This window comes from Pantoea sp. GbtcB22 (genome assembly GCF_019091025.1).
Taxonomy (GTDB): domain Bacteria; phylum Pseudomonadota; class Gammaproteobacteria; order Enterobacterales; family Enterobacteriaceae; genus Pantoea; species Pantoea leporis.
Genome location: NZ_JAGXKB010000297.1, coordinates 1 through 265, shown reverse-complemented (window position 1 = coordinate 265; position 265 = coordinate 1). Strand labels below are relative to the sequence as shown.

General features: G+C 65.3%; 1 protein-coding gene. It reads left to right on the top strand.

Going from position 1 to position 265, the window contains the following annotated elements; all coding sequences use genetic code 11:
* Positions 1–234: hypothetical protein (locus tag KVT28_RS25325; protein ID WP_217550940.1), on the top strand; the 234-nt coding region annotated here is incomplete at its 5' end.
* Between the last annotated feature and the right edge of the window lie 31 nt (positions 235–265).

Sequence of the window (265 nt, the reverse complement as noted above, 5' to 3'; positions counted from 1 at the left end):
GGCTCGTTCTCCGACTGCTTGATCGGCAACACCCTGGTCAACGGCGACGTCGAGAACGCCAACGACGTTCCGCTGCTGTCGATCGAGATCGGCGACGTGCGGACGGAGGAGACGATCTCGCTCGAAGGATCCAACGGCCCGGCGTTGCACGGCGTCAATCTGGAGGGCGGCGGCATCATTCCCAGATGTGCGGGAAGGGATACGGCAGCTGAGACAGCGCGCAGGCGCCGCTGACCTTGATCACCGCGTTCGGGCGCTTGGCGAG